We start from the raw sequence: 22,160 nt of genomic DNA, 5'->3' as shown, positions 1-22,160 counted from the left end.
CATCTGCACAGCGACTTGCTCCTCTCCAACAAGACCTAGCCGGTGGCCAGGTCAGGTCTTTCAGGCACAGCGTTGGCCGACGTCATGGCAAGGGCATCGGCTTGTATGGATAATAGCCACGCATCCGCAGCCTTGAGCTGATACTCCATGCCGCGTCGACTACTAAAGCGCTATCTACCCTCGCCAGACGCCCTGCGTCGGCAGCGCTCGTTGCGCTTCATGGCTCACCTGATTGCTGACCCCGCGCTGTGGGTGCTGACACGGCGTAGCGTGGCCAACGCATTCAGCGTCGGCCTGTTCAGCGCCCTGCTTCCTATTCCGTGCCAAATGGTGGTAGCGGCACTTGGCGCGCGCCTCGGTCGCTGTAATCTTCCGCTGTCGGTCGCCCTGGTATGGATCACCAATCCGCTGACCATGCCGATCATCTTCTATGGCAACTACTGCCTTGGCGCATGGCTCTTGCAGCAACCAGCACTGCATGCCCCACATCGCCTGACCACAGAGTGGCTGCAAGGACAGCTGATGGACATATTGCCGTCACTGCTGTTTGGCTCGCTGGTGGCGGCGGTCATTGTCGGCGCCCTCGCCAATGTGGTCATTCGACTGCTATGGCGCTGGCAGGTCTCACGCAGCTGGAAGGCGCGGCGGCGCCGCCGCCGTCAGGCCCGCGCTCACTCCTGACGCAGCGCCCGCTCAGCTGCCGGCGCGCTCTCCCAGCCTTGGCGAGGCCTGCGCAAGACCTTGGCAAAGAAAACCTTGGCAAAGACAACCTTGGCAAAGAAAATGGCCCCGCTGCGATGCAGCGGGGCCATTCATATGCGACCCAGGTCACTCGGCTAAGCCACTTGTTTCAGCCAATCGACTCGGCCTCTCGATTCAATCGGGCTGGAGACGGCCGTTGTCCAGGCGCAACACGCGGTCTTGGTGCGCGGCGAGCTCCGGGTCGTGGGTGACGATAACGAAAGCGCAGCGCGCGCTGGCAGCCAGCTCATCCATCAGCGCCAGAATGCTGGCCGCGGTGTGCTTGTCCAGGTTTCCGGTGGGCTCATCCATCAGCATCAAGCTGGGGTCGGTCACCAGGGCGCGGGCAATGGCCGCGCGCTGGCGCTCACCACCGGACAGCTCGCCGGGCTTGTGATCCGCACGCGGCCCCAGCCCCACCTTCTGCAACAGCGCCCGCGCCTTGTCTTCGGCATCGCGCTTGCGACTCCCGCGAATGATCAGCGGCAGCGCCACATTCTCCAGCGCGGAGAACTCGGCCAGCAAGTGATGGAACTGGTAGACGAAGCCGATGTGGCGGTTGCGAAAACGGCCGATCTCGGCGTCCCCCAACTGATGCAGCACCGTTCCATCGACACGAACCTCGCCAGCGCTGGGGCTATCCAGCCCACCCAGAAGGTTGAGCAAGGTCGTCTTGCCAGACCCGGAGCTACCGACAACGGCGACGCGCTCCCCGGCGTGCACCTTGAGCTCCAGCTGATCCAGCACGACCAGGTCGGCGGGCCCCTCGTCGTAGACGCGGGACAGCTGATGACATTCCAGCATTACCTTGCCGGGCGCCTGGGCAGTCGGCGCCTCGGTCGCTGCCGGCTGATTGACAACATCACTCATAGCGCAGCACCTCGGCAGGCTGGACCCGGGCGGCTCGCCACGCCGGATAGAGGGTGGACAGGAAGGTCAGCACAAAGGCGGCTGCAACGATCTGATACACATCACTCCAGATCAGCTCTGACGGCAGGTCGCTGATGAAGTAGACGCCGGCATCGAGGAAATGGATCCCCAGTGTGGACTCCACGAAAGCGATGATGTCGGACACTGTCAGCGCCAGCAAGATGCCCAGCGCAACCCCTATCAGGATGCCGATCACGCCGATGGCAATCCCCTGAACCATGAAGATCCCCATGATCGAACGAGGCGTGGCGCCAATCGTGCGCAAAATGGCGATGTCGGCATGCTTGTCGGTCACCACCATGACCAGGGTAGAGACGATATTGAACGCGGCCACGGCAATGATCACCGTCAGCAGCAGCCCGATCATGCGCTTCTCCATCTGGATGGCCTGGAACAGGTTGCCACGGGTAAAGGTCCAGTCGTAGCCGCGATAGCCAGCGCCCAGCTCATTGACGATGGCCTGGGTTTCCTGACCGGCCAGGAACAGGTCATCCAGCTCAAGACGCAGGCCGCCAACGCTATCGCCCATGCGTGCCAAGGTCTGCATGTCCTCGATATTGGCATACGCGAGGTTGGCATCCAGGTCGGCCCCTACGCTGAAGATACCGCTGACGGTGAAGCGCTTCAGACGCGGGAATACGCCAGCCGGGGTGATCGAGGCTTCGGGTACCAGCAGGGTGACACTGTCGCCGACATCGACCCTCAGATTGTTGGCAAGGATCGACCCCAGCACGATGTGCCACTCACCCGGCTGCAGATCATCAAGAGAGCCCTGGGACATGTTCTCGTCGACAATGGAAACGCGGCTTTCCCACTGCGGATCAATGCCGTTGACCATGGCGCCCTGATTACGTCCGGCCTGGGAGAACATGCCCTGTTGCTGGATATAGGGCGCGGCACCGATAACGTGCTCGCGCTGGGTCAGACGCTCGGCCAGGGGCTGCCAATCGGTCATGCCACCGGCCTGCTCGATCTGGGTGTGGGGCACCATGCCCAGAACCCGCTGGCGTAGCTCTCGGTCAAAACCGTTCATCACTGACAGCACCAGAATCAGTACCGCCACGCCCAGGGTGAGCCCCAGCATGGACGTCAGCGAGATGAAGGAGATGAAGTGGTTGCGTCGCTTGGCTCGCACATAGCGCAAGCCGATCAGAAATGGCAATCGATCAAGCATGGACTCTTTCCTTGTCGGCAGGCCGCCATGGTACGGTTTTTTGCACGCCTCTGCATCGCCACGGCATGGGATTTGCGAGATCCTTGCATCTTCCTGCTCGCAGGCCTACATTTCGCCGTTTCGACCTCCAGGACACTGCCATGAACCGCCTGCTTCCCGAGTGGCATCCCCAGGACGCCGTCCAGCTGACCTGGCCCCGCCCTGACAGCGACTGGGCCGATACCCTGCCCGCCATCGAGGCCATGATGGAGCAGCTGGCGCTGGTCATCAGCCGCTATCAGCATGTCATCATCGGGGTACCCGACCCTGCCTGCGGCGATGGTCTGCGCCAGCGCCTGATGGCCCGAGGTGCCGCTACCGACAGAGTACACCTCGTCGTGGTCGAGGCGGACGACACCTGGGCCCGTGATCATGGCCCACTGGCCAGCCAGGATGGCGCCGCTGTGCAGTTCCACGACCTCACCTTCAACGGCTGGGGCGGCAAGTTTCGCGCTGATCGCGACAATACCCTCACGCAGCAGCTGGTCACGGCGGGCTGGATACGCTGCCCCGTCACCACCAGCGATGTTGTCATGGAGGGTGGCGCTCTCGAAACCGACGGGCAAGGCACCCTGCTGACCACCGAAGCCTGCCTGCTCAACCCTAATCGCAACCCTGACCTGTCCCGGCAACAGGTCGAGGACTGGCTCGCCAGCCAGCTTGGGCTTACGCGAGTATTGTGGCTTCGCCATGGACACCTGGAAGGGGATGATACCGACAGTCACGTCGACACCCTGGCCCGTTTCTGCGATGCCGAGACCATTGCCTACGTGCGCTGCGATGATCCCGCCGACTCCCACTACGCCGACCTGCACGCCATGGAGCAGGAATTGACGACGCTGCGCCAGGCCAACGGCTCGCCCTACCGTCTGATCCCCCTGCCCTGGCCAGCCGCGTGCCGGGATGGCGACGACGGACATCGGCTACCGGCTACCTATGCCAACTTTCTGATCATCAATGGTGCCGTTTTGGTGCCGGTGTACGGCGATCGACAGGATCTGGCGGCGCTCAACGCCCTGGCAGGCGCCTTCCCGGAGCATGACATCATTCCCATCGATGCCAGCGCCGCCATCACCCAGCATGGCAGCCTGCACTGCCTGACCATGCAGTGGCCCCGCGGCACTCTCAACCTTGAAGGAGCACACCAATGACGCGCCAATTGACCGTGGGCCTGGTGCAACAACCAGCCTGGCCCGACAAGGCACGCAGCCTGGATGCCAGCGAACAGGCCATCCGCGACCTGGCCGGCCAGGGAGCCAAGCTGGTGATGCTGCAGGAGCTGCATGCCACCCACTACTTCTGCCAGTACGAAGATCCTGACCTGTTCGATCTCGCCGAACCCTTGGACGGGCCCACCGGGACACGCCTGGCGGCACTCGCCAGCGAACTCGATATTGTGCTGATGGGCTCGCTGTTCGAACGTCGTGCGCCCGGCATCTATCACAACACGGCAGTGGTCTACGACGGCGCCAAGGGCGCTGTGGGTCACTACCGCAAGATGCACATTCCCGATGATCCCGGCTTCTACGAGAAGTTCTACTTCACCCCGGGAGATCATGACCCCGCACATCACCAGGGCTTCACCCCCATCGATACCTCGGTCGGGCGACTCGGCGTCCTGGTGTGCTGGGATCAATGGTATCCGGAAGCGGCACGCATGATGGCCCTTGCCGGCGCCGAGGTGCTGCTGTACCCCACCGCCATTGGCTGGGCACCGAATGACGATGACGCGGAAAAGACACGCCAGAAGGACGCCTGGACCATCATCCAGCGCAGCCATGCTGTGGCCAATGGCGTACCGGTTCTGGTCGCCAACCGGGTGGGCCACGAACCGGACCACTCCGGCGTCAGCCCGGGCATCGACTTCTGGGGCGGCAGCTTCGTCGCTGGCCCACAGGGCGAGCTGCTGGCGCACGCCGGCGAAGAGGCCCAGACCCTGCTGGTCACCCTGGACCTGGCTCACGGCGAGCAGGTGCGACGCATCTGGCCCTACCTGAGAGATCGCCGCATCGATGCCTATGGCGAGTTGACCCGCCGCTTCCGGGACTGAGCCAGCCACCCGGCGCATCATGCAAGAGCCCCCGCAGGCCAGTGACCTGCGGGGGCTCTTTGATGATAGCAACGGTGTCGCTATCGCTGATGCGTGCTCAACGGCCCGCTATGACTTCCAGAAATCGCGAATTGAGGCGATGCCCTGGGCGCCAACGGCACGGGCGTGATTGGCATCATGGCGGGTCATGCCGCCCAGTGCATAGACCGGCATGCCGGCACGCTCGACCAGCTGCTGGAAATCGTGCCAGCCAATGGGCGCCACTTCCGGGTGCGACGGGGTGGTGCGCAGCGGAGACAGCGTCACGAAATCGCAGCCAATCACGTGGGCCTGGTCCAGCTGTGCCTTGTCATGAGTAGACGCCGACAACCACTTGCCCTCGGCAATCGGACGTCGCTCGAGGCCCATCAAGCGCTCGCTGGTCAGGTGAATGCCGTCGGCATCAACCCGGTCGAGCAATTCGGGTTCGCCATTGAGCATGAGCCGTGCACCATGGCGGCGACACATTTCCAGAGCCCGCTCGGCACGCGCCACATAGGCGTCGGTGTCCAGCGTCTTGGCACGCAACTGCACCAGGCGCACGGCATCTTCGACCAGCGCACGCTCCAGGCGAGCGGCAAATACCTCCTCATCGGCCTCTTCGTCACTGATGAGGTACTCGGACGGCAACATCACCGCCCGCAGGATCGGCAGATTGGCGGCCGGGAAGGGATAGCCGATCAACTCACCCATGGGCACCCAACGCACCGCTTGCCCTTCACGCCCGAACGGCTCACCAGAGAAATCCTTTACCTGCCACACATCGAGCAGGATGTGCTTGTCCGGATATTCGTGGTGGATGCGGATCAACGGCTGGGCACGACGTATCTCGATACCGAGCTCTTCATGCAGCTCACGCTTGAGCGCCTCCAGGCCGGTCTCGTAGGGCGCCAGCTTGCCGCCGGGAAACTCCCACAGGCCGCCGTGGTCGACATTGGAAGGACGCCGGGCCAGCAGCACTTCGTCACCGTCTGGGCTGATGATGGCGGCCGCCGCCACATGCACCCTTCTCTTCACCATAGTGTTCATTCAACGTTACCAGCTTGGATTCGCGGGCCATGCCCGCGCCAGTTTTCAGTCGGGTGGGCCAGGATAAAAGTCGGCATAGGATACCGATTCAGACAGCGAGATTCATCCGCAGATCATACCTTGCGGATGAATCAGCTACGGTAGTCGGCATTGATCGAGACATAATCGTGGGACAGATCGGATGTCCACACCGTTGCCGACGCCTCGCCGCGACCGAGATCGATGGCGATGGTGATCTCTTCTCCTGCCATCACCGCACTACCGGCCTCTTCGGTGTAGCCTGTCGCCCTGCCGCCATGCTCCACCAGGCGCACCGGCCCCAGGTCGATGGTGACCAGGTCCACGTCAAAGTCACTGACCTGGGCGCGTCCCACCGCCGCCAGGATACGCCCCCAGTTAGCATCGCTTGCGTAGAGCGCGGTCTTGACCAGTGGGGAGTGGGCCACGGTAAACGCTACCTCACGCGCTTCATCGACGCTGCGCGCGCCGGACACCGCCAGCGTGACGAACTTGGTCGCGCCCTCGCCATCACGGATGATCGCCTGTGCCAGGCTCACCAGCACCTCATCCAGGGCCTGGCGAAAGCGTCGCTCATCCTCGGCGTCAGCCACGGCTGCGGCTTGCCCGGTGGCGATCAGCATGCACGCGTCGTTGGTCGAGGTATCCGAGTCGACGGTAATACTGTTGAACGACCTTTTCACCCCATCCCGCAGCCAGGCATCCAGGGCCTCCTGCTCGATGGCCGCATCCGTGGCGACAAACCCCAGCATGGTGGCCATGTCCGGGCGAATCATGCCTGAGCCCTTGGCGATCCCATTGATGACCACCTCGCCGCCCTTGAGCATCACGCGGCGCGAGGCGCCCTTGATGCGGGTATCTGTGGTCAGAATGCCTTCGGCGGCCTGGCGCCAGGCTTCGGCACTGTCGCTCAGCTGATCCACCGCTTCAGGAAGGCCTGCAAGCAGGCGCTCCATGGGCAGAGGCTCGCCAATGACACCGGTAGAGAACGGCAGCACCTGCTCGCTGCTCACCCCAGCAATGTCGGCCACTTGCTGACAGGTGGCCCTGGCATCGCGCATGCCGATCTCACCGGTGCCCGCATTGGCGTTGCCGGTATTGATCACCAGGTAGCGAGTTGCCGGCGCGCTGGCCAGATGCGCCTTGGCCACATGCACCGGCGCAGCGCAGAAGGCGTTGCGGGTGAACGTGCCCGACACAGAGGCCCCTTCGGCCACCTCAATCAGCACCAGATCCCGCCGGCCAGGCTTCTTGATCCCGGCCATGGCGGTACCGAGACGCACGCCAGCGATCGGCGTCATTGCTGGAAAACTGCTGTCACCCACTGCCATCGTTAGTCTCCTGCTGTCGAGACGCCCCCGGGACATTGCCCGGGGTCGTCGTCATCATCGGCGGTGCAGCTTGCTCAGCTGAGCTTGCCGCAACACTGCTTGTACTTCTTGCCAGAACCGCACGGGCAAGCGTCGTTGCGACCGACCTTGGGGGCATCGCGGCGCACTGGACGCTGGTCAGCCATCTCATTCACGTGCCGCTGGCCATCGTCCTCCGCTGCCGGCGCCTCATCATGCCGACTGGCCGCCTGGGCGCTTTCCCGAGCCAAGGCTTCGCGCCGCTGACGCTCGAGTGCGTCGACTTCCTCTGGCGCACGCACCTGGACGTGACTGAGGATACGCGTGACGTCAGCCTTGATGTTGGTCAGCAGATTCTGGAACAGCTCGAAGGACTCGCGCTTGTACTCCTGCTTCGGATTCTTCTGCGCATAACCACGCAGGTGAATGCCGCGACGCAGGTGGTCCATCGACTGGAGGTGCTCTTTCCAGCGAGTGTCCAGCACCTGCAGCATGACCTGCTTCTCGAACCGACGCATAAGCTCTTCACCGGCGATGGCCACCTTGGCCTGATAGGTCTCGCGGTGCTGAGTCTGCAGGCGTTCGCGCAGCTGCTCCTCGTGGAACCGGTCATCCTCTTCCGCCCACTGCACCACCGGCGCCTCGAGCTGGTACTCGCTCTTGAGGTGAGCCTCAAGACCGGCCAGGTCCCACTGCTCCGGCAGGCTCTGAGGCGGCACAAAGGCACTGATCGCCTCGTCCAGCACCTCTTCGCGAATGCCCATCACATTCTCGGACACGTCACTGGCCGCCAGAATCTCGTTGCGCTGCTCGTAGATCACACGGCGCTGGTCATTGGCCACATCATCATATTCAAGCAGCTGCTTGCGGATGTCGAAGTTGCGACCCTCGACCTTCTTCTGGGCACGCTCCACCGCATTGGATACCATCTTGTGCTCGATGGCTTCGCCCCGCTCGAGTCCCAGCGCCTGCATGAGCTTCTGCACACGCTCGGAGCCGAACAGACGCATCAGATTGTCTTCGAGGGACAGGAAGAAGCGCGTGGAGCCCGGATCGCCCTGGCGACCGGAGCGGCCGCGCAACTGGTTGTCGATACGCCGCGACTCGTGGCGCTCGGAACCGATAACGTGAAGGCCACCGGCCGCCAGCACGGCCTCGTGACGCTCTTTCCAAGCCTCCTTGAGCGCTTCGACATCGGCGTCGGAGGGGTTGTCCAGGGTGGCAGCTTCCGCCTCCCAGTTGCCCCCCAGCATGATGTCGGTACCGCGACCGGCCATATTGGTGGCAATGGTGACGGCACCAGGACGACCGGCCTGGGCGATGATGTCGGCTTCGCGCTGGTGCTGCTTGGCATTAAGCACGTTGAAGTCGATGCCCGACTTGCGCATCAGCTCTGCCAGATACTCCGACGTCTCGATGGATGCGGTACCCACCAGCACCGGACGACCGGCCTCGACCTGTACCTTGACGTCCTCGATGATGGCCTCGTACTTCTCTTCAGCACTGAGGTACACCAGGTCATTCATGTCCTTTCTCGCCAGCGGGCGATTGGTGGGAATGACCACCACGTCGAGCCCATAGATCTGACGGAACTCGAAGGCCTCGGTATCCGCAGTACCGGTCATGCCGGACAGTTTTTCGTACAGGCGGAAGTAGTTCTGGAAGGTCGTCGAGGCCAACGTCTGACTTTCACGCTGAACCGTCACGCCCTCCTTGGCCTCGACAGCCTGGTGCAGGCCTTCCGACCAGCGGCGGCCGGGCATGGTACGACCGGTATGCTCATCGACGATCACGACCTGACCGTCACTGACGATATAGTCCACGTCGACGTGGTAAAGGTGTCGTGCACGCAGGGCCGAGTGCATGTGCTGCAGCAGGTTGAGGTTCTGCGCGGCGTAGAGAGAGTCCTCCTCGCCCAGCAGCCCCTGGGCCCGCATCAGCTCCTCCACTCGATGGTGGCCACCCTCGGTCAACTCTACCTGCTTTTGCTTCTCGTCCAGAGTGAAGTCGCCGCTCTCGGGATCTTCCTCGTCGGTGCACGGAGCAAGCTCCTGGGCCAGGCGATCCACGACCTTGTAGAGCTCGGTGTTTTCATCCACTGCACCGGAGATGATCAGCGGTGTGCGAGCTTCATCGATCAGGATCGAGTCGACCTCATCGACAATGGCGAAGTAGAGGTCACGCTGAACCTTGTCCTCCAGCGAAAACGCCATGTTGTCGCGCAGGTAGTCGAAACCAAACTCGTTGTTGGTGCCATAGGTGATGTCGCAGGCGTAGGAATCACGCTTTTCTTCAGACGTCTGGCCGGAGTAGATCACCCCCACCGACAGCCCCAGAAACTCATACAGAGGGCGCATCCAGTTGGCGTCACGCCGTGCCAGATAATCGTTGACGGTGACGACATGCACGCCCTTGCCGGGCAACGCATTCAGATACACCGCCAGCGTGGCTACCAGGGTCTTGCCCTCGCCGGTCTTCATCTCGGCGATCCGGCCGCGATTGAGGGTCATGCCACCAATGAGCTGTACATCGAAATGGCGCATGCCCATGACCCGCTTACTGGCCTCGCGCACGGTGGCAAAGGCTTCCGGCAGCAGCGCGTCCAGCGACTCGCCCCCGGCCAGACGCTCACGGAATTCCGCCGTGCGGGCACTCAGGGCAGCGTCGTCCAGGCTCTCCAGGCTCGACTCGAGCTCGTTGACGGCGCGCACCTGGCGAAACATACGTTTGACGTCACGGTCGTTCTTGGAACCGACCACTTTACGCAACAGGGAATTGATCATGACACTTCCTGACATTGACTGGCTGAAGTGAGCTCTCCGCTCATCGGAAAACTCAAGCAATAACGACGTCCTTGATGTCAGCCAACGACAGGGGGAGCCCTTGGCGCGCGTACATCCAGTGCAGCGACCGCAGGCAAATAAAAGGTATCCCAGCGCAGATCAGCGCGTACCGGGTGATAGGTGAGGGAGACTCGAGGGTGAGTGGCCAGCCGATGCCGACAGGCCTTGAGCATGGTATGCGCGCGTATGACCGCCGGGGCCATGATACATATCTGCACCAGCCGCTCGGTCGCTCTGGGCGACTCGGCCGCCGCCAGGCTCGCCGGTAACAGACACCCTACCAGCAAACCGGCCAGCCACCACCGCGCTACACGCCGGGCACTCGCCTCGCGGGGGCAGCTACGATGTGATTCCAGGGCTGTCATGCTGTCGGGCAACTCCGTCGCGTGCTAGTCTCGGTGCCACCCATTGGCAACGACACACTCTCCATTGATCCTGGGAAACCCCAAGACACAAGCTCATGAGTATAAAGGTTAAGCGGTTCCGCGCCCAGTCCATGACCGGCCTTCTTGGAGGCCGCGGGGAACTGGGCGGACTGATGCGCATGGCACGACTGATCGAGCGTGCCCAGGAACACCTGCGTAGCGAGCTGACAGCCCCCCTGGCCGACCATCTGTTTGTCGGCGGCTTTCGTGACGGACGCCTGACCCTGATCACCGATGGCGCGGCCTGGCTCACACGACTGCGCTACGAACAGCCACGACTTCTGGAGAGCCTGCACCAGCTGCCGGAGTTTCAGGCGGTCACCGGCTTTCACTTCAAGGTCCGCCCGGTACGCCCTGCCAAGGTCGCCCCCCGACAGGTCAGGCGACTGCCAGCCGAGGCCGGAGATGAGCTGTCGAGCTGTGCGGCAGACATCGAAGACCCTCGCCTGAAGCGTGCCCTCGAACGGCTGGCCGCCCATGCAGAAGCCCGCTCCGACCGCTAGCAGCGTGTCGCCAACGGCCGCGCAACGAACCCATCGACCGGCCACCCCACCTACCACACTGCGCTAGCGACCAGCCGCGGCAAGCACGCTCGACGCGCACTCGCAACGTACACTCGCAACGTACGCGCGTGACGTCCACTCGGTTTGCGGCATTGCTCGCCCGCCCCCTTCGACAAGGAACTCTCCCTTCGACACGGAACTCTCAAACAGCAAAACGCCGCCCCTGGGGGCGGCGTCGATGCAGGTCACGGGTACGGACACGGGCAACAACAGGCAATGGCAAGCGAGGTGAGACTGGCGATCTGCGGGACGCTCACATCACCCTGCCACCCGCGACATCACGCCATGGCGGGCGCTGCGTAGGAAATCGGAGCGGGCTCGGCCTCGCTCTCGAAGGTCACGATTTCCCAGGCCTCCGGCTGCTCGATCAGGGCACGGCACAGCTGATTGTTGAGCGCATGCCCGGACTTCACGCCGCGGAACTCGCCAATCAGGCTGTGTCCCAGCTGGTACAGGTCGCCGATGGCATCCAGCACCTTGTGCTTGACGAATTCATCGTCGTAACGCAGACCACCGTCGTTCACGATGCGGTAGTCATCCACCACGATGGCGTTGTCGAGGCTACCGCCAAGGGCCAGATTGTTGGACCGCAGATACTCGAGATCACGCATGAAGCCGAAGGTCCGCGCGCGGGACACTTCCTTGACGAACGAGGTGGTGGAAAAGTCCACCATGGCCGTCTGCTTCTGATCTTCGAACACAGGATGGTCGAAATCGATCGCGAAGGACACCTTGAACCCCTTGTGGGGCAGGAAGATCGCTTCCTTGTCGCCTTCGGTGACCTTGATCTCGCTCTTGATGCGGATGAACTTCTTGGCCGCATTCTGCTCCTGAATGCCCGCAGACTGGATCAGGAACACGAAGGGTCCGGCGCTACCGTCCATGATGGGCACTTCCGGCGCGCTGACATCCACGTAGGCATTGTCGATACCGAGACCCGCGAAGGCGGACATCAGGTGCTCCACCGTCGCAACTTTTTCACCATCCTGGGACAGGGCAGTACACAGGGTAGTGTCGGTGACGTTTATCGCCTGGGCCGGGATGCGAACTTCCGGCTCGAGGTCGGTGCGCACGAACACAATGCCCGTGTCCACCGGCGCAGGACGAAGGGTAAGATACACCTTCTTGCCGGAGTGCAGTCCCACGCCCGTCGCGCGGATGACGTTTTTCAGGGTGCGTTGTCTGATCATTGTGCAGTCGCCAGGCAGTCGTTGGTTATGAAACACCGTTCACTATAACACCGAACGGACGTTTCAACAAAAAAACCTTGCCTTCCGATGCCCGCACCCGGAAAACCCTACGCTCGTTTCGATCAATCCGCCTGCCGACGCAAGAACGCCGGGATATCCAGATAATCGTCGAGCTCTTGTGACTTGCGCTTCTCGGCCTGGGGTCGCGCGGACTCCTGCGGCTCAGGCTTGCTCGCTGCAGCGACGCCGGCGCCACCCTGGCTGCGATTGATCGCACCCTGCTGGGGGCGTTGACGCGCCTCAGGACGTCGAGTCTGCTGCTGGCTGGCAGGCTTCTGCTGACGCGACACCTGAGCATCCAGGCCCGCTGCCACCACGGTAACGCGCAACTCGTCGGTCATGTCCATGTCGATGGAAGTACCCACGACGATGGTGGCGTCCTGGGAAGCGAACTCCTGGACAGTGGCACCGACGTCGTTGAACTCGCCAATGGAGAGATCTGGCCCTGCCGTGATGTTGACCAGAATGCCCCGGGCGCCGTGAAGGTCGATGTCTTCCAGCAGCGGGCTGCGAATGGCCTTCTCGGCGGCTTCGCGAGCACGATTTTCACCGGTGGCTCCACCGGTTCCCATCATCGCCATACCCATCTCTGACATCACCGTTCTGACGTCGGCAAAGTCGACGTTGATGATCCCCGGACTGGTGATCAGCTCGGCAATCCCCTGAACCGCACCCAGCAGCACATCATTCGCGGCGCTGAAGGCGGTCAGCAGAGTGGCGCTCTTGCCCAGAACGGACAGCAGCTTTTCGTTGGGGATGGTGATCAACGAGTCGACGTGCTCGGACAGCTCCTTCATCCCCTCTTCGGCTGCGCGCATGCGCTTGGGACCTTCGAAGGGGAACGGGCGCGTGACCACGGCAACGGTCAGAATGCCGAGTTCCTTGGCCACCTGGGCGACCACTGGCGCGCCACCGGTGCCGGTACCGCCACCCATGCCAGCCGTGATGAAGACCATATCGGCACCGCCAAGCAGCTCGGCGATGCGCTCACGGTCTTCCATGGCCGCCTGACGGCCGACTTCCGGATTGGCACCGGCGCCGAGCCCCTTGGTGATCTCGCCACCGAGTTGCAGAACGGTCTTGGCTGACACCCGCTTGAGCGCCTGAGCATCAGTGTTGGCGCAGATGAACTCCACCCCTTCGATGCTGCTCTCGACCATGTGATTGACAGCATTGCCGCCGCCGCCACCGACACCGATGACTTTTATGACCGCGCTGCTTGAGGGCGCGCTATCTACGACTTCGAACATTTGCCCCGTCTCCTGAGCCGCTTGAGCGGCCCTTTCAGAAATTTCCTTTGAACCAGCCTTTTATCTTTTCCAGCGCCGGAATCCTTTCCTCTGGTCCACGCCGGGAGACGTCCTCGCGCCTCGGTTGCGCCGAGGTGGTGCCACCCTGCCCTTGGTGAGCACGACCCTGACGGGCTTCATGTAGAGCGTAATGTAACAAACCGACACCCGTCGAATAAATCGGATTTCGCACCACATCGGCGAGACCTCTCACATTCTGCGGACAGGCCACCCTGACCGGCATGTGAAATATCTCTTCGGCAAGCTCCACCACACCTTCCATGCGCGAGGTTCCGCCGGTCAACACGACGCCAGCAGCCACCAGATCCTCGAAGCCGCTGCGGCGCAGTTCGTCACGCACCAGGGTGAACAGCTCTTCGTAGCGAGGTTCTACCACCTCGGCCAGGGACTGGCGTGACAGGTCCCGTGCAGGACGGTCGCCAACGCTCGGCACTTTGATCATCTCGTCGCTGGAGGCCAGCTGAGTCAGAGCGCAGGCATACTTGACCTTGATCTCCTCGGCGTACTGCGCGGGTGTGCGCAGCGCCATGGCGATATCGTTGGTGACCTGGTCACCGGCAATCGGAATCACTGCAGTATGACGGATGGCGCCTTCGGTGAATACGGCAATATCGGTGGTACCGCCACCAATATCCACCATGCACACACCCAGCTCGCGTTCGTCTTCGGTCAGCACCGCATGACTGGACGCCAACTGCTCGAGAATAATGGCGTCCACATCCAGGCCACAGCGACGCACACACTTTTCGATATTCTGCACCGCATTGAGCGCCGCGGTGACCAGGTGAACACGGGCTTCCAGGCGCACACCGGACATGCCCAGCGGCTCGCGAATTCCGCCCTGGGTGTCGATGGCGAATTCCTGGGGCAATACATGCAGGACACGCTGCCCTTCTGAGATAGCCCTGGCCCTGGCGGAGTCGATGACGCGATCAATATCCGATGGCGCGACCTCCCGCTCCTTGATGGCCACGACCCCGTCGGAATTCATGGAACTGATATGGCTTCCTGCAATGCCGACATACACGGAATGAATGTCGCAACCTGCCATCAATTCCGCTTCTTCCACCGCACGCTGAATAGACTGAACCGTGGACTCAATATTGATCACCACTCCCTTTTTCATACCTCGGGAAGGGTGAGAGCCGATACCGGCGATTTCGATGCCACCATCGTCGGTGGGCTGACCCACGATCGCTACGACCTTGGATGTTCCGATATCCAGCCCGACTACCATATTGGACACGTTGGATGGACCTGCCATGAGCCGGGAAATCTCCTTGAACGGATTCCGTAACCTTGGAACCTGCCGCTGTTATAAAAAAACCTGGGACGATTATAGAAACAAGTGCACTTGTTCGGCCAGCCCAGGACGTTCATTCATTCCACGATACGGGCTCATTTAAACAAAAGAAACCTCGAAAACCTGTCTTTGAGCAGCAAGAGTGTCGCCACTTTTAATCGCCGTCGTTCTTTTGTCGATTAAAGGCGACGCTCAGCCATTGGACGATTCGGCCCCATCGACCGGCTCCGTCTCACCATGCCAGGCCACGGAGACCCCGTTGGGGTAACGCAGATCGATGTAGCGAATGTGCGACGCCACACTGCCCAACTCACCTCGCCAAGCGGCTTCGAGACGCCCGAGGCGTGCTTCGAGATCGCCACGCCCGAGCATGATCCAGACCCCACTGGCCAACTGGAAGCGCCATGCACCGCGTGGCTCGAGGCGCAGCTGCTGCACGTCGAGCCCCATCCGCTCCAAGCGCTGCTCCAGGGTGGCGAAGTAGGCCAGCACCTCTGCGCCCGCCCCCACCGGACCCGCCATGTCCGGCAGACCGTCAGGGGGCGCTACCGGAGCGTAGGCGAAGGGCTCGCCCTCGGCATTCAACAGCTTGTCATCGTTCCAACGGGCCACCGGGCGCTGCTCTTCCAGCTCGAAGGTGAGCGCATTCGGCCACTCGCGACGAATGCGCACTTCCTTCAACCAGCCGACCTTGAGCGCCTCTTCCCGCAGGGCCTCCAGATCCACCGACAGCCAGGTCTTGCCCTGTACCAAGGGTGCCAATTGTCGCTTGAGATAAGAGGCGTCCACATGATGCAGCTCACCTCCAATGGACACTCTTTCGATGGGACGATCAAGCCATAGCCATAACGCCTGACCGCCCGCCCCCAGCAGGACGACGAGCAGAAAGATGCCAAGCGACGAGCCGCGTCGGGTCATGTCAGCCGCGCTCCCTGGCGGTATCGATGATCCCCAGTACCAACTGGTCGAAGTTCATCCCGGCGTGGGCTGCCGCCTGAGGCACCAGACTATGATCGGTCATGCCCGGCACTGTATTGACCTCAAGCAGCCAGAAACGCCCGTCGCTGTCCCGCATCACGTCGACACGCCCCCAGCCCTGGCAACCAATGGCTTCGAAAGCGGCGACGCACAGCTCGCCCAGCGCCGTCTCTTCGGCCTCGCTCAAGCCGCACGGGAGGTGGTAGATCGTCTCGTCGGACAGGTATTTGGCCTCATAGTCATAGAAGCCGCTGGGCACCTCGACGCGAATGGCCGGAAGCGCCTTGTCGCCAAGAACCGACAAGGTAAATTCGTCTCCGCTCACAAAACGCTCGGCCATCACTCGGGCGTCGAATCTGGCGGCCTCGTGATAGGCATTTTCGAGCTCCGAACGGCTCTTGACGATGCTGATGCCGATGGTCGATCCCTCATGCACTGGCTTGACGACCAGGGGCAGACCCAGCTTCGCGACGACCTCATCCCAGTCGGCTGAGGGTGTCAGCAGTACGCTCTCGGGGGTGGGCATCCCCAGCGCCTGCCACAGCGCCTTGGTGCGCATCTTGTCCATGCCCAGCGCCGACGCCAGCACGCCGCTACCGGTGTAGGGAATGCCTGCCAGTTCCAGCGCCCCTTGCAGACAGCCGTCCTCACCGCCCCGGCCGTGCAGAGCGATGAACACCAGGTCAGGGCTCAGCGCCTCAAGCCCGGCGACGCCGCCGTCGGCGAGGTCGTAGCCGGTCACGTTCAGACCCAGGCGCTGACAAGCGGCCAGCACCGCTGCACCACTCTTCAGGGAGACCTCACGCTCGGCGCTGTGGCCGCCATAGACAACCACAACATGGCCAAGGGATTGCGCGTGTTGGTTCACAGTGTCACCTCATCAAACTGCAGCAGAGCATCGGCCAGTCGCTGGGAAATACCCCCCACGTCGCCCGCGCCTTGAGTGATCAGAATGTCGCCAGGCTTGACCACCTTGGCCAGCAACGCCGGCAGCTCCGTCTTGTCCTGGGCAAAGATCGGGTCCACTTCTCCGCGCTGGCGGATCGATCCGGCCAGGCTGCGCCCGTCGGCACCGGGAAGCAGCGCTTCACCAGCGCTGTAGACGTCGAGCAGCACCAGGGTGTCGACGCTGGACAGCACGCGCACGAAGTCCTCGTAGAGATCCCGTGTACGGGAATAACGGTGTGGCTGGTACACCATGACCAGACGACGGCTGGGCCAGCCATCACGCACCGCCTTGATCACCATCTCCACTTCACGGGGATGATGGCCATAGTCATCGACCAGCATAACGTCTGCTTCGGCTTGGCCGTCACCCTCACGCCGGGGTGCAGGGAAGTTGCCGTGAACCTGGAACCGACGCCCGACACCGGCAAACCCGGCCAACCCTCGGAGGATAGCGCCAGCCTCGACCCCGGCATCCGTCGCCACGGCAATCGCGGCCAGTGCATTCAGCGCGTTGTGACGGCCCGGCATGGCCAGCCTTACCTCGAGATCTTCAAGATCCCCCGGGCGCACCGCGGTAAAACGGACTTCACCAGCACTCTGCTCGAAGTTCTCGATGCGGTAGTCAGCGTCAGCAGAGAAGCCATAGGTAACAAACTGGCGATTGATACGGTCCAGCAGACCTCTCACGTTGTCATCATCGATGCACAATACTGCAAGGCCGTAGAACGGCAGGTTGTGCAGAAACTCGATAAAGGTGTGCTTCAGCCGCTCGAAATCTCCACCATAGGTGCTCATATGGTCGGCATCGATATTGGTCACGATGCTGACCATGGGCTGCAAGTGCAGGAAGGATGCGTCAGATTCGTCCGCCTCGGCCACCAGGTAGTCACCCTGGCCTAGCTGGGCGTTGGTGCCAGCACTGGTCAGCTTGCCGCCGATAACGAAGGTGGGATCCAGCCCGCCTTCACCCAGCAGGGTAGCCGTCAAGCTCGTCGTGGTGGTCTTGCCGTGGGTGCCGGCGACCGCGATGCCGTGCCGAAAGCGCATCAGCTCGGCCAGCATTTCCGCCCGGCGCACTACCGGAACACGGTGTTCGTGGGCCCACTTGAGCTCTGGGTTGTCCTCGGCCACTGCGGTGGACACGACGACCACGTCCGCGCCATCGGCGTGCTCCGCGGCATGTCCGATGAACACCCGCGCGCCGCAGCTTTCCAGGCGAGCTACCACGGATGAGCGGCGCAGATCGCTGCCGCTGACGTGATAGCCCTGGTTAGCCAGCACCTCCGCGATACCGCACATGCCGGCGCCACCGATACCCACAAAGTGAATGCGACGAATCCGGCGCATGCCCAGGCCACGTGCGGGGGCCGGGCCTTGTCCGGCAAGAGGAGATGGGGTCACTTGGCCGGGTACCGGCCCTTGGGTCTGATTACTCAAAGCCTGTCTCCATACAGCCCGCTACCAGTCGATCCACGGCGTCCAGATGGGCCTCAGCCCGTGCCTTGCTCGCCATGCTCGCCAATGTGTCGGGCTCAAGCAACGTCTCAAGGCGCTGTGCCAGAGACGTCGGGTTCATGTCTCGTTGCTGAATCAGTGCCGCCGCGCCAGCGCTGACCAATGCCTGGGCGTTGGCCGTCTGGTGATCGTCCACCGCATGGGGAAATGGCACGAACAAGGCTGGCTTTGCCGCCGCAGCCAGCTCGGCCACGGTCAGGGCACCGGAACGGCAGACCACCAGGTCGGCCCAGTCATAGGCCGCCGCCATATCCGCGATAAAGTCACTGACCTGTGCCTCGACGCCGCTGGCGGCGTAGCCCTTGCGGGTCGCCTGGTCCTTGTCGCGCCCCGCCTGATGGCGGACCTCGGGACGCATCTCTTCCGGGAGCGAGGCCAGCGCCTCGGGCATCTGTTGATTGAGCGCCAAGGCACCCAGGGATCCGCCCACCACCAACAGGCGCAGTCGTCGGCCACGCATCTCGCTGGCCTGTCGCAGGGTGTCGCCCAGCGCGGCAATATCCTCACGCACGGGATTGCCGATCACCTCTGCCCTGCCGCCAAAGGCCTGGGGAAAGGCGGCATAGACGCGCCGCGCCAAGCGCGACAGCGCGCGGTTGGTCAAGCCGGCGACCGCGTTCTGTTCATGTATCACCAGTGGCTTGCCACACCACTTCGCCGCCAGCCCACCGGGGCCGCTGGCGAAGCCGCCCAGCCCTACCACCAGCTGGGGGTCGTATTCACGAATGACCTGGCGAGCCTGACACACTGCACGGGACAGCCGCACCGGCGCCAACAACCAGCCGGCAGCGCCGTTACCGCGCAAGCCGCTGACAGCGATCTGGTGAAGCGGGATGCCCGCCTCCGGAACCAGACGATTCTCTATGCCCCTGGGGCTACCCAGCCAGGCCACCTCAACGCCCTGAGCCTGAAGGCCCCGCGCCAGCGACAGTGCGGGAATAACATGTCCCCCGGTGCCGCCGGCCATGATCAATGCTCGCCTTCCCTGTTGCTCGCTCACGGCTTCACTCCTGCAGCCTGGGTTCGTCTCGGCGCCCTGCGCCCCGACTCGCGCTTGGCTGTCGGAGACTGCCGGCGCAATCGCTCGCGGGTCTCGACATCCACCCGCAGCAGCAGTGCCACCATGACACAGCTCACCACCAGGCTGGACCCGCCGTAGGACAGTAGCGGCAGGGTCAACCCCTTGGTCGGCAGCATGCCGGTACTGACCGCAATATTGATAAATGCCTGGGCGCCAATCACCAGCGCAATGCCATAACTGAGGTACGCAGCGAAGGGCATTCTGGCAAGCTCAGCCCGGCGACCCACCGCCATTGCCCGCCATACCAGCAGGGCGAACAGGCCAACGACGGCGATGGCCCCGATCATGCCGAGCTCTTCAGCCAGCACCGCAAACACGAAATCGGTGTGTGCTTCCGGCAGGTAGAACAGCTTCTGCACGCTGTTTCCCAGGCCCATGCCGATCAAATGGCCGCGCCCAAAGGCGATCAACGCCTGGGTCAGCTGATAACCACTGGCGAACTGGTCCGCCCAGGGATCGATAAAACTGGTCAGGCGTGCCATCCGGTAAGGTTCGGCCACCGCCAGGATGGCGCCGAGAGACCCCACCAGAATAAACAGCAGAATGAAACGCCCCCAGGGCGCCCCCGCCATCAACAGCATCCCCATGACACAGCTGGTCATGACCACGACACCGCCGTAATCCGGCTCGAGAATCAGCAGCACCGCGACCACGCCCACCACCACCAGAGGACGCAGGAACGCTCCCCACTGACGCCTCACCTGGGGCAAGAACCGCTCAAGATAACCGGCCATGTAGGTGATCAGGCAGAGCTTGGCTACCTCGGAAGCCTGCAAATTGAACGGCACTCCGGGAATCGACAGCCAGCGACGGCTGCCATTGACCTCACGCCCCACCAGCAGCACCAGCAGCAAAAGCACCAGCCCGACCAGCAGCAGCAGCGGGCCATTGGCCTTCCACCAGGCCAGCGGCACTCGCAGCGCCAGAGCGCCAACCGTCAGGCCACCCAGCACAAAGATGCCGTGTCGAATACTGAAGTACCAGGCATTGCCGGTCAGGCTGGTCGCTACTTCGGTAGACGCCGAGGTCACCATGATCCAACCCATCAACAGCAGCGACAGGGTGGCGACCAGCAACCAGCCATCAAAGCTGTGATCACGAGTCGACAGGTGCTCGCGCAGGACACCGAAACGATGCCGGGTTCGGGACAGGCGACTCATGTACGGCCTCCATTGGCCAGAGCGTGAACAAGCGAGCGGAAGGCCTCGCCGCGAGCCAGATAGTTGGGGAACTGGTCGAGGCTGGCGCAGGCAGGCGACAGCAACACCACGTCTCCCGGCTCGGCGATGTGCCGGGCACGCTCAACCGCAGCGCGTAGATCGTCGACCCGCGTCACCGGCACCCGCTCGGCCAACGCCTGTGCCAGCTGCGGCGCGTCTTGACCAAACAGCACGGCCTCCCGTGCGTAGTGCCCCAGCGGCTGCGCCAAGGGACTGAAGTCAGCCCCCTTGCCCACACCGCCGGCCAGCAGGATGAGCCGCCCCTTGAGGGTCGGCCCGAGACCGGCAATGGCGGCCAGCGTGGCGCCGACGTTGGTGCCCTTGGAGTCATTGATCCAGTCGACCTCGCCTACCGTTGCCAGCCACTCACTGCGGTGCGCAAGCCCGGTAAACCTCTCCAGCACCCTGGCCATGTCCTCCAGCGGAAATCCGAGCCGATACCCCATGGCCATGGCGGCCAAGGCGTTGGCCTGATGATGGCGTCCTACCTGACGCATGCGGGAAACCGGAAACAACGGGCGCGGGCCATGCATGAACCACGGCTCGCCCTGGTGCTCTGCCACGCCCCAGTCATCATGCTCGGGCGCGGGATCCACGACCCCAAAGCGCGACACCGCAGGCAGTGACGACTGCGGCCAGGTCTCAGGGTCTTCCGCATTGATGACCCCATGGGAGGCACCGCGGAAAATCCGCTGCTTGGCTCGACGATAGCCCGCCATATCACCATGGCGATCGAGGTGATCCTCACTCAGGTTGAGAAAGGCAGCGGACTCGGCGCCAAGCCAAGGGGTGGTCTCGAGCTGAAAGCTGGACAGCTCCAGCACGTAGAGGTCCGCCGACGGCTCCTGTATCAGCAGGTCGAGGGCCGGGGTACCGAGATTGCCTCCCACCGCGACCTTGCAACCGGCCTCACGCGCCATCTCGCCTACCAGGGTGGTCACCGTGGACTTGGCATTGGCGCCGGTGATGGCGGCGATCGGTGCCTGGCAGGCGCGGCAAAACAGTGCAATCTCGCCGATCAGCCGTGGCTCTCCCGTATCGTCCCGGCGATCCTCGGCAAGGGCTGCAAAGCACGGCTGATGGGGGTCGACACCAGGGCTGAGCACGACTTCCCGCGCGTGATCGAGGACGAGCCCCGCTAGTGGGCCTAGGCGGTACGGCACCTCGGGAAACTCACGCAGAAACGCATCGAGTCCAGGCGGGGCGTCGCGGGTATCCACCACCATGAACTCTCGGCCAAGGCGCTCCAGATGACGACAGATAGCCATCCCCGATACCCCAAGACCCACCACAACCGTCATCGACGCCGGCACCACCAGGTGCTGCGGCAAGCGTGAGCGACTCGCGTTCATGTC

General features: G+C 62.9%; 19 protein-coding genes. 4 read left to right on the top strand and 15 right to left on the bottom strand.

Going from position 1 to position 22,160, the window contains the following annotated elements; all coding sequences use genetic code 11:
- Nucleotides 1-147 precede the first annotated feature (147 nt).
- On the top strand, nucleotides 148-681 hold the full coding sequence (locus tag JF545_RS01115; protein WP_206937354.1) for a DUF2062 domain-containing protein: 534 nt from the start codon (nucleotides 148-150) through the stop codon (nucleotides 679-681).
- 195 nt (nucleotides 682-876) lie between these two features.
- Here the strand turns inward: JF545_RS01115 and JF545_RS01110 are convergent, their stop codons facing one another.
- Both JF545_RS01110 and JF545_RS01105 read right to left on the bottom strand, forming a co-directional pair.
- Nucleotides 877-1,611 carry an ABC transporter ATP-binding protein gene (locus JF545_RS01110; RefSeq protein ID WP_206937351.1) on the bottom strand — a complete coding sequence of 245 codons (735 nt, stop codon included), beginning with the start codon at nucleotides 1,609-1,611 and terminating at the stop codon, nucleotides 877-879.
- Nucleotides 1,604-2,845 (bottom strand): lipoprotein-releasing ABC transporter permease subunit, encoded by a 1,242-nt coding sequence (locus JF545_RS01105; protein WP_206937348.1) that lies wholly within the window; start codon nucleotides 2,843-2,845, stop codon nucleotides 1,604-1,606. Before JF545_RS01105 ends, JF545_RS01110 begins: the two co-directional genes overlap by 8 nt.
- Nucleotides 2,846-2,985: 140 nt before the next feature.
- Between JF545_RS01105 and JF545_RS01100 the strand changes: the two genes are divergently transcribed.
- Nucleotides 2,986-4,035 (top strand): agmatine deiminase family protein, encoded by a 1,050-nt coding sequence (locus JF545_RS01100; protein WP_206937346.1) that lies wholly within the window; start codon nucleotides 2,986-2,988, stop codon nucleotides 4,033-4,035.
- Nucleotides 4,032-4,934, top strand: a complete 903-nt coding sequence (locus JF545_RS01095; protein ID WP_206937343.1) for a carbon-nitrogen hydrolase — start codon at nucleotides 4,032-4,034, stop codon at nucleotides 4,932-4,934. Before JF545_RS01100 ends, JF545_RS01095 begins: the two co-directional genes overlap by 4 nt.
- A gap of 108 nt (nucleotides 4,935-5,042) precedes the next feature.
- Here the strand turns inward: JF545_RS01095 and JF545_RS01090 are convergent, their stop codons facing one another.
- The 4 genes from JF545_RS01090 to JF545_RS01075 form a co-directional block, all read right to left on the bottom strand.
- Nucleotides 5,043-5,993, bottom strand: coding sequence for a Nudix family hydrolase (locus JF545_RS01090; RefSeq protein WP_206937340.1), 951 nt, complete (start codon nucleotides 5,991-5,993; stop codon nucleotides 5,043-5,045).
- A gap of 140 nt (nucleotides 5,994-6,133) precedes the next feature.
- Nucleotides 6,134-7,351 (bottom strand): bifunctional glutamate N-acetyltransferase/amino-acid acetyltransferase ArgJ, encoded by a 1,218-nt coding sequence (gene argJ / locus JF545_RS01085; protein WP_206937338.1) that lies wholly within the window; start codon nucleotides 7,349-7,351, stop codon nucleotides 6,134-6,136.
- Nucleotides 7,352-7,425: 74 nt separating this feature from the next.
- Nucleotides 7,426-10,152: a preprotein translocase subunit SecA gene (gene secA, locus JF545_RS01080; protein WP_206937335.1), complete on the bottom strand. Its 2,727-nt coding sequence runs from the start codon at nucleotides 10,150-10,152 to the stop codon at nucleotides 7,426-7,428.
- 77 nt (nucleotides 10,153-10,229) lie between these two features.
- Nucleotides 10,230-10,577, bottom strand: a complete 348-nt coding sequence (locus JF545_RS01075; RefSeq protein ID WP_206937333.1) for a hypothetical protein — start codon at nucleotides 10,575-10,577, stop codon at nucleotides 10,230-10,232.
- Nucleotides 10,578-10,672: 95 nt separating this feature from the next.
- Between JF545_RS01075 and JF545_RS01070 the strand changes: the two genes are divergently transcribed.
- Complete coding sequence (locus tag JF545_RS01070) at nucleotides 10,673-11,140, top strand: DUF721 domain-containing protein (RefSeq protein WP_206937330.1); 468 nt, start codon at nucleotides 10,673-10,675, stop codon at nucleotides 11,138-11,140.
- Nucleotides 11,141-11,478: 338 nt separating this feature from the next.
- On the opposite strand, the gene lpxC is transcribed toward JF545_RS01070, so the two are convergent.
- The 9 genes from lpxC to murD all read right to left on the bottom strand — a co-directional run bounded on the left by lpxC (nucleotide 11,479) and on the right by murD (nucleotide 22,157).
- A complete protein-coding gene (gene lpxC / locus JF545_RS01065) occupies nucleotides 11,479-12,390 on the bottom strand; it encodes a UDP-3-O-acyl-N-acetylglucosamine deacetylase (protein WP_206937328.1) in 912 nt (303 codons plus the stop codon).
- A 122-nt stretch (nucleotides 12,391-12,512) separates the two neighbouring features.
- Nucleotides 12,513-13,700: a cell division protein FtsZ gene (ftsZ, locus tag JF545_RS01060; protein WP_206937325.1), complete on the bottom strand. Its 1,188-nt coding sequence runs from the start codon at nucleotides 13,698-13,700 to the stop codon at nucleotides 12,513-12,515.
- Nucleotides 13,701-13,734: 34 nt separating this feature from the next.
- Nucleotides 13,735-15,024 carry a cell division protein FtsA gene (gene ftsA, locus JF545_RS01055; RefSeq protein WP_206937323.1) on the bottom strand — a complete coding sequence of 430 codons (1,290 nt, stop codon included), beginning with the start codon at nucleotides 15,022-15,024 and terminating at the stop codon, nucleotides 13,735-13,737.
- Between the two features lie 231 nt (nucleotides 15,025-15,255).
- Nucleotides 15,256-15,981, bottom strand: coding sequence for a cell division protein FtsQ/DivIB (locus JF545_RS01050; RefSeq protein ID WP_206937320.1), 726 nt, complete (start codon nucleotides 15,979-15,981; stop codon nucleotides 15,256-15,258).
- Between the two features lies 1 nt (nucleotide 15,982).
- Nucleotides 15,983-16,909, bottom strand: a complete 927-nt coding sequence (locus JF545_RS01045; protein ID WP_206937318.1) for a D-alanine--D-alanine ligase — start codon at nucleotides 16,907-16,909, stop codon at nucleotides 15,983-15,985.
- Complete coding sequence (gene murC / locus JF545_RS01040) at nucleotides 16,906-18,336, bottom strand: UDP-N-acetylmuramate--L-alanine ligase (RefSeq protein WP_206939136.1); 1,431 nt, start codon at nucleotides 18,334-18,336, stop codon at nucleotides 16,906-16,908. Before murC ends, JF545_RS01045 begins: the two co-directional genes overlap by 4 nt.
- 82 nt (nucleotides 18,337-18,418) lie before the next feature.
- On the bottom strand, nucleotides 18,419-19,504 hold the full coding sequence (gene murG, locus JF545_RS01035) for an undecaprenyldiphospho-muramoylpentapeptide beta-N-acetylglucosaminyltransferase (RefSeq protein WP_347401294.1): 1,086 nt from the start codon (nucleotides 19,502-19,504) through the stop codon (nucleotides 18,419-18,421).
- Nucleotides 19,501-20,745 (bottom strand): putative lipid II flippase FtsW, encoded by a 1,245-nt coding sequence (ftsW, locus tag JF545_RS01030; RefSeq protein ID WP_206937315.1) that lies wholly within the window; start codon nucleotides 20,743-20,745, stop codon nucleotides 19,501-19,503. Before ftsW ends, murG begins: the two co-directional genes overlap by 4 nt.
- Nucleotides 20,742-22,157, bottom strand: a complete 1,416-nt coding sequence (gene murD, locus JF545_RS01025) for a UDP-N-acetylmuramoyl-L-alanine--D-glutamate ligase (protein WP_206937313.1) — start codon at nucleotides 22,155-22,157, stop codon at nucleotides 20,742-20,744. Before murD ends, ftsW begins: the two co-directional genes overlap by 4 nt.
- Between the last annotated feature and the right edge of the window lie 3 nt (nucleotides 22,158-22,160).

The sequence above is a fragment of the Halomonas litopenaei genome (genome assembly GCF_017303055.1).
Classification (GTDB): domain Bacteria; phylum Pseudomonadota; class Gammaproteobacteria; order Pseudomonadales; family Halomonadaceae; genus Halomonas; species Halomonas litopenaei_A.
This window is presented reverse-complemented; position numbering and strand designations above follow the sequence as displayed.